Here is a 7001-nt window from a genome sequence, read left to right as displayed (position 1 = left end):
TGGCGGCACAGCCTACTTACCGGGCCGCCCGCCGGGTGGAGGATCGTCGGCTGGCCTACTACCTGCGACCTGCGGGCCGCGTTCTGAGGTGATGCTTTCGCCCATGCTGCAGCGCCTCAAGGCGGCCTTTGTGTGGCGGGCGGCCGGCTTATGGAACAGCGTCGTACGGGTGGGGCTGGACGCCCTGGGCGTGGCCAGGCTGCAGAGGCTAGTCTCCTATCTGGTGGCCAGGCGCGCCGGCACGCTTCCGCCGGCGGAGGCGCTCCGTTTCCTGCTCGGGTTAGACTCGAGTCTGTATTCGCTGCAGGGCGAGGCGGCGATTGCGTACGGGGGCGGGCTGCACACCAAGCATCGTCACACCCGCTATCACGATTTCTTTGTGGCGCGGGTCGCAGCCGGCGAACGGGTCCTGGATATCGGCTGCGGCCTCGGCGCTGTCGCCTACGCCCTGGCGGAGCAGTCGGGGGCAGAGGTGGTGGGAATCGACATCAACCCGGCGAACATTGCTGAGGGGCGACAGCGACACGCGCATGCCCGGATCGAGTACTGTGTGGGAGACGCGCTGACCGAATTGCCAGACGGGTGTTTCGATGTGGTGGTCTTGTCCAACGTGCTCGAGCACCTCGCCCAGCGCCAGAGTTTCTTGCGCCGGGTCGTGGAGCACGTGCGGCCCTCCCGTTTGCTGATCCGGGTGCCCCTCCTGGAGCGGGATTGGCGTGTGCCGCTGAAGCAGGAACTCGGGGTCGAGTGGCGGCTCGATCCGGACCACAAGACGGAGTACACTGTGGAGAGTTTCGCTCAGGAGATGGCCGCTGCCGGGTTGCGCATCCGGCACCAGGAGGTCCGCTGGGGCGAGATCTGGGCCGAATTGGGCGTGGATGGGAGTTGAGGCGCGGGTGGCCTCTGTGCCGGAGCCGGCGCTGGCCTGGCGGCGCGGCGCGCGGCTCGCCCTCTTTTTCACGCGTGGCGTATCACTGGGTGCGTGGGCGGAGGTGGGCATGCTGGAGCGCGAGCTGTCGATCTACCGGCGTCTCGCGGAGCACGGGGTGCGCGTGCGGTTCATCACTTACGGCGGGGAGGCGGACCGCTCCTTCTCGGATCGCCTGGGGCCGATCGGGCTCATTCCTCTGCAGCCGGGCGCGTCTGGGCGGCGCCATCTGAGGCAGCTCGTAACGCAGCACTGGAGGGATCTCGCGGCGACGGACGTCTTCAAGACCAACCAGCTCGAGGGGGCGGATCTCGCCCTCTGGTGCAAGCGCCTCTTCGGCAAGAAGCTGATCGTGCGCTGTGGGTACCCCTACAGCGCGGACGTCCAGGAGCAGACCGGCGACCGGGCGGTGATCGAGCGGGCGCTGCGGGCAGAGCGTCGGGCTTTTCGTGCTGCCGAGCGGGTAGTCGTGACCTCGGAGTGGGCGCGTCAGTATTCAATGGAGAGGCATGGCCTGCCGGGCGAGAAGATCCATGTGATCCCCAACTACGTGGTGACGGACGTATTCCGGCCGCTGCCAGGGGCTGAGAAGGTTCACGATCTGGTCTGCATCGCGCGGGCTTCGCCACAGAAGAACGTGGAGGGGTTGCTTTCCGCATTGGAGATTCTGAAGGCGCGAGGGCGTGAAGTGCGTCTACTGCTGATCGGCGGGGCCGGTCACGGTGGGGCCGCGAGGGAGCGGGTGCGTGCGGCCGGGCTGGATGTCAAGCTCGAGGGCAATGTGGCGAGCTTCGCGCTGCCCCGGCTTCTCCACTCGGCACGGACCTTCGTGCTTCCCTCACACTACGAGGGGCACCCGAAAGCTCTGCTGGAGGCCATGAGCTGTGGCCTGCCCTGTATCGGGGCGGCGGTGCGTGGGATCCGGGAGGTGATCATGCACGGGGAGACCGGCTACCTGTGCGGCACGACAGCCGAGGAGATCGCGGATGCCATTGCGCGTCTGCTCGATGACCCGGAGCTGCAGCGCCGGCTGGGTAGCGCCGCGCGGAAATACGTGCTCGAGCGCTTCGCGCTCGACCGAGTCGTCGAGCTGGAAATGGCAGTGCTTGACGAAGTGATGGCGGCGGCATAAGGCAGGCTGGGTGGCGTGAGTCCGCAGGTCAGCATTGTCATGGCCGTTCGCGACGGGGCGCGTTACCTGCCGCAAGCGCTGGACAGCCTTTTCCGTCAGAGTCTGAGCGATTTCGAGCTGATCGTGGTCGACGACGGCTCGCGGGATGGGACGCGCGCCGTCCTGGACGGGTGCTCGGATTCCCGATTGGTGCGGCTGTGCAATTCCCAGCCCGAGGGGCTGGGGGCGGCACTGAACCGGGGGATCGAGTTGTGTCGCGGCGAGTTTGTGGCACGCCAGGACGCCGATGACTGGTCCTTGCCGGAGCGGCTGGCCGAACAGCTCGACTACCTGCGGGCGCATCCGGAGGTCGGGCTGGTCGGCAGCGCCTATCACACATGCGATGAGGACGGCCGACTGCTGGGGGTATGCCGGCAACCGGAGACGAACACGGCGATCCGCTGGCAGATGCTGTTTCACAACGCTTTTTGCCACAGCTCTGTACTGGTGAGGCGGGGGCTGCTGGGTTGCGCCGGCGCGCGTTACGATCCGAGCCTGAGCTACAGTCAGGATTACGACCTGTGGGCGCGGCTGCTAGAACGCACGCGCGCGGCTAACCTGGCCGCGCCGCTGGTTGTCTTCCGGGTGCACGACGCGAGCGCCAGCTCGAAATACTCCGCAGCGCAGCAGCGCATCGCATCGGAGATAGCAGCCCGGCAAATCGCGCGACTGGTCGACGATCGACCGCCCGCCCTCGAGACCGTGAGCTTGCTGCGCCAGTGGTTCCAGGCCTGGCCGTCGGTGCTGGGCGAGGAAGATCTGCCAGCCTGTAGGCTGTTGGTCGAGATGCTGGTCGCATTCAGCCGACAACCGCTGGTTGATCCTGCGGCGGCCGGGAAGCTGCGCCGGCAGTGGGTTGCGGCGCTGGGCTCGACGCCCGGAGCGCGGGGGGCGTTGTCCCGGCCTGGGGTGACTCTGTTGAGTTGGCTGGTACGGGCCGACCCGGTATACGTGCTGACGAGAGGACCCCGCAGCGTCGCGCGTCGCGCATGGCGGCGCGTCGGTTCGTCAACCGGTGGCTAACGCCACCCGGCCGGCGCGGATGGGGGATCCGCAGCAGGCCGCGGGCGACCCGGTGGCGGATCCGCTGTTCAGCGTCATCGTTTGCACGCTCAATCGGGCGCCGCTGCTGGCCACGGCGCTGGCTTACCTTTGCCGGCAGTCCCTGGCCCGCAGCGAATACGAGGTGCTGGTGGTGGACAACAATTCCGCCGATGGCACGGCCGCCGTTACGGCGGAATACGCGGCACAGTGCCCGAATGTGCGTCATGTTCTGGAACGCAAGCAAGGTCATTCCCATGCGCGCAACCGGGGACTCGGCGAGGCTCGCGGCCAATACGCGGCCTATCTGGATGACGACTGCCGCGCCCCCACAGATTGGCTGGCGAATGCGCGACGCGCAGTGGAGACCGTCTCACCCGCAGTGTTGGGTGGGCCGTATCTGGCGTGTTACGAATCGCCTAAGCCCAGGTGGTATCGGGATGATTACGGGTCGCACGTGCAGGCGGAAAAGAGAGGCGAATTGGGGCGGGACGAATATCTCTCGGGCGGCAATATATTTTTCCGGCGGGCCCTGCTCGAGCAGTTGGGCGGGTTCGATCCCAAGCTCGGCATGCGCGGACGCGCGATCGGATACGGCGATGAAGTGGCCCTGCTCCAATATGTTCGTGCCCATCTCCCGCGGGAGCTAATCTACTTTGATCCCAGCCTGTTCGTGTATCACGTGGTGCGGCCGGAGAAGATGCAATTGTCGTGGGCGATGCGTGAACGGTTCGTCAGCGGCCGCTTCGATTACCTGGTCTTCGGCGGCGGCGATGCCCGGGCTTTGTCCGCACTGGGCATTGTAGCACAAGCCCTGCGCGCGGTGGTAGGGTTGCTGGCAAGCGCGGCTAAAGGCGCCACTCTGCGCGACCGCCAGCTCTACCCGTACCTTCAGAACTACCTTTACGAGCGCACATTCTTTCACGTGCGACGATTGGGCGAGCTTTACCAGCAAGTGGCGCAGCCCGGGAGCCTCCGAGTCGCAGGCAGGAAGCCTGCGGCAGGAGGGGTTTGAGCCGCGGAAGCACCGATGGTGCAGAGACAGGTTGTGGGCATCAGCCTGGTTCGGAATGAAGATGTGTATATCGACTGCGTGCTCCGAAACATTGTGGAGTTCTGCGATCGCATCATCGTAGCGGACCACCAATCCACGGATGCCACGCCCCTGATCCTGGAGCAGCTCGCCCTGGAATGTCCCAAGATCGAAGTTGTCCGAGTGGAGAATCCGAGCGAATCGCACGACCTGGTTTCCGGATACATTGGCTCGGACACGTGGGTATTTGGGGTGGACGGCGATGAGATCTACGATCCAAAGGGGTTGCGGCGGCTGCGGGCGGAGCTTATGGCTGGCGCCTTTGCCGATTGGTGGCAAGTGTTCGGCAATGTCCTGAACTGCGTGGAGCTGGATGTGCAGCGGCGGACCGCGCGCGGGTATCTGGCGCCTCCCTGCCGCAGCATGACCAAGCTTTACAACTTCCGAGCGATAAGTGGTTGGGAGGGGTGGCCGGGGGAGCGGATGGCAGGGGGGCGGCCTATCTTCAGGCGGGGCTACGACGCCAGCCGTCGTCTCTTGCTTTATTCTCAGGCAAGCTTCGAGGACTCCTTTTACCGTTGTCTCCATGTGTGCTTTTTGAGGCGCAGCAGCGGGCAGCCGCGGTGGCAGAAAACGCGGCCAAATATTCCTGATCTGGGTGGAACGGGCTCAGGGAGCAGATTCGGTTCACGTTTGCGGCGTGTCTTGCGGGTGGGGCAGGAATCGCAGTGGAAGAAGGAAAAATACATGCGAGGGCCGCTGGCCACGGTGGAGGTCTCCGCCTTTTTCCCTCCGATTTAGCAGTAGCCCTCGGTCCCCAGTGGCCCCAGTGGTTCTGAGTGGGACACTCGATGAGATTCCTCATCGTCGACACCTATAATCCGGGGTTCCTGGACTCGTTCTACAGCGAGCGTCGCGATCTGAGCCGCCGCCCCTATGCCGAGCAGTGGCGGGCGCTGATGGACGAGTTGTTCGGCACAGCGGACTATTACTCGGTGGCGCTCAGCGAGCTGGGGCAGGAGGCCACGGAGGTGGTAGTGAACTGCCGCCCGCTGCAGCGGCGGTGGGCGCGGGAGCACGCGCGCGCTCTGTGGCTGGAGAGCCAGTTGTGCCAGGCGACGGGGCGGTGGTCGCGTTGGGTGCAGAAGGCGCTCCATGCCCAGGTGGAGTATTACCGGCCGGACGTGCTCTACGTTCAGGACGTGAATTACCCGGATCCTGCACTGCTGGCTCACTGCAGGCGGCGGGGCGTCTTCGTTGTGGGGCAGACGGCCTATCCCCTGCGCCCGGGGCTGGATCTGCGTGGCTATGACCTGCTCTTGAGCTCCCTGCCGCATTACGTGGAGCGGTTCCGTGCCGATAGCCGTCGCGCGGAGTACTTTCGGCTGGGCTTCGACGCGCGTGTGCTGGAGCGTGTGGGTACGGCAGCGCCCCGGTTCGGCGCGGTGTTCGTAGGGGGCTACTCGGCGGCGCACTGTGATGGGACCGCACTGCTGGAGGATATAGCGCGTCGTGTCCCGGTGGATTTCTGGGGGTACGGCGCCTATGAGTTGCGCCTGGATTCGCCGGTGCGGGAGCGCTTTCACGGGGAGGTATGGGGCGTCGACATGTACCGGGTGCTGGCGCAGGCAAGGGTGGCGCTGAACCGCCACATCGATCTGGCGGGCCGCTATGCTAACAACATGCGGCTCTACGAGGCGACGGGTGTGGGCGCCTGCCTGGTCACGGACCGGAAGCACAACCTGGCGGAGCTGTTCGAGCCGGATCGGGAGGTAGTGGTGTACGGCAGTGCCGCGGAGTGCGCGGAAAAAGTGGGATATCTCCTGGAGCACGAGGCAGAGCGCTGCGCCGTGGCGCGTGCCGGGCAGACCAGGACACTGCGGGAGCATACCTACCGCCAGCGCATGGAGGAGTTGCTCGAGATTGTCGCGCGCTGCGTATGAGCGGGTCCTGCGCGGTGTAGCGCGCCGGGTGGTCCCGGCCGGGCTGCGCCGGGCGGTGCGCGAGCGTTGGCGCGTTGCCTCAGGCGAGCATGCGCTCGCGGCAGCGCTCGGCTGTGAAGTCCTGTCTGCTGCGCCGCCGGTGGCGCTGCAGCGGGGCTGGCGGGGGCGGGAGGTGGCGGAGCGGCAGCAAGAAGCGATTGCTCCGCTGCTCGAGCGCATGCGGGCGGGGCAACCGCGGCAGGATTTCCTGGCCCTGGCGGAAGCGGTGCGGAGCACGGGGGCGGCGGACCCGCTGGTGGTGGAGGTGGGGTGCGGCAGCGGCTGGAATGCGGAGGTGCTGTCGCGTCTGGCGGGGCTCAGCTTCCGCTACCTGGGTGTAGACTACTCGGCGGGAATGGTGGGCATGGGGCGGCGCTGCTACCCCAGCGAACGGTTCGCGGTGGGGGATGCGACCGCGCTGCCGCTGCGGGACGGCTCGTGTGACATTCTGCTTTCGGGCACCGTGCTCATGCACGTTCTGGATTACGCGCAAGCGATCCGGGAGAGCCGCCGCGTGAGCCGGGGGTGGTGCATCTTCCACACCGTACCGGTGGTTCGCCGCCGCTCCACGACCGTGCTGCGCAAGCTGGCCTACGGCAGTCCAGTGGTCGAGGTGGTATTCAACGAGCGGCATTTTCTGGGACTGGTAGCGGCCTCGGGGCTGCGGTTGAGGCGAGTGGTGGAGAGCATCCCCCACGACTATCTGCGTCCGGTCTTGAGGGAGCCGGTCCCGGCGCGCACATATGTGTGCGAGGTTGCGTGAGTGGCGTCGTGCGGACCGCTGGGCAGCGCACTCGTCGCCGACTGGTCGAAGTCTACGGCGCGTTGCTCTCCGGGCTGGACCTG

General features: G+C 66.3%; 7 protein-coding genes. All 7 read left to right on the top strand.

From position 1 onward, the window contains the following. Nucleotides 1-103 precede the first annotated feature (103 nt). From HY703_03990 to HY703_03960, 7 genes are read left to right on the top strand one after another with little or no spacing between them, the layout of a single operon-like run. The gene (locus HY703_03990; protein MBI4544336.1) at nucleotides 104-889 is read left to right on the top strand and encodes a methyltransferase domain-containing protein; all 786 of its coding nucleotides are present in this window, start codon (nucleotides 104-106) and stop codon (nucleotides 887-889) included. A gap of 7 nt (nucleotides 890-896) precedes the next feature. Then, nucleotides 897-2060, top strand: coding sequence for a glycosyltransferase family 4 protein (locus tag HY703_03985; GenBank protein MBI4544335.1), 1164 nt, complete (start codon nucleotides 897-899; stop codon nucleotides 2058-2060). A gap of 15 nt (nucleotides 2061-2075) precedes the next feature. Next, entirely contained in the window at nucleotides 2076-3122 is a 1047-nt protein-coding gene (locus HY703_03980; GenBank protein ID MBI4544334.1) for a glycosyltransferase, read from the top strand. A gap of 52 nt (nucleotides 3123-3174) precedes the next feature. Next, nucleotides 3175-4155, top strand: a complete 981-nt coding sequence (locus tag HY703_03975; protein MBI4544333.1) for a glycosyltransferase family 2 protein — start codon at nucleotides 3175-3177, stop codon at nucleotides 4153-4155. A 33-nt stretch (nucleotides 4156-4188) separates the two neighbouring features. Further along, on the top strand, nucleotides 4189-4974 hold the full coding sequence (locus HY703_03970) for a glycosyltransferase family 2 protein (GenBank protein ID MBI4544332.1): 786 nt from the start codon (nucleotides 4189-4191) through the stop codon (nucleotides 4972-4974). 50 nt (nucleotides 4975-5024) lie between these two features. Further along, nucleotides 5025-6116 (top strand): glycosyltransferase family 1 protein, encoded by a 1092-nt coding sequence (locus tag HY703_03965; GenBank protein ID MBI4544331.1) that lies wholly within the window; start codon nucleotides 5025-5027, stop codon nucleotides 6114-6116. Further along, entirely contained in the window at nucleotides 6097-6918 is an 822-nt protein-coding gene (locus HY703_03960) for a methyltransferase domain-containing protein (protein MBI4544330.1), read from the top strand. Before HY703_03965 ends, HY703_03960 begins: the two co-directional genes overlap by 20 nt. Nucleotides 6919-7001: the final 83 nt, after the last annotated feature.

The sequence above is a fragment of the Gemmatimonadota bacterium genome (genome assembly GCA_016209965.1).
Classification (GTDB): domain Bacteria; phylum Gemmatimonadota; class Gemmatimonadetes; order Longimicrobiales; family RSA9; genus JACQVE01.
This window is presented reverse-complemented; position numbering and strand designations above follow the sequence as displayed.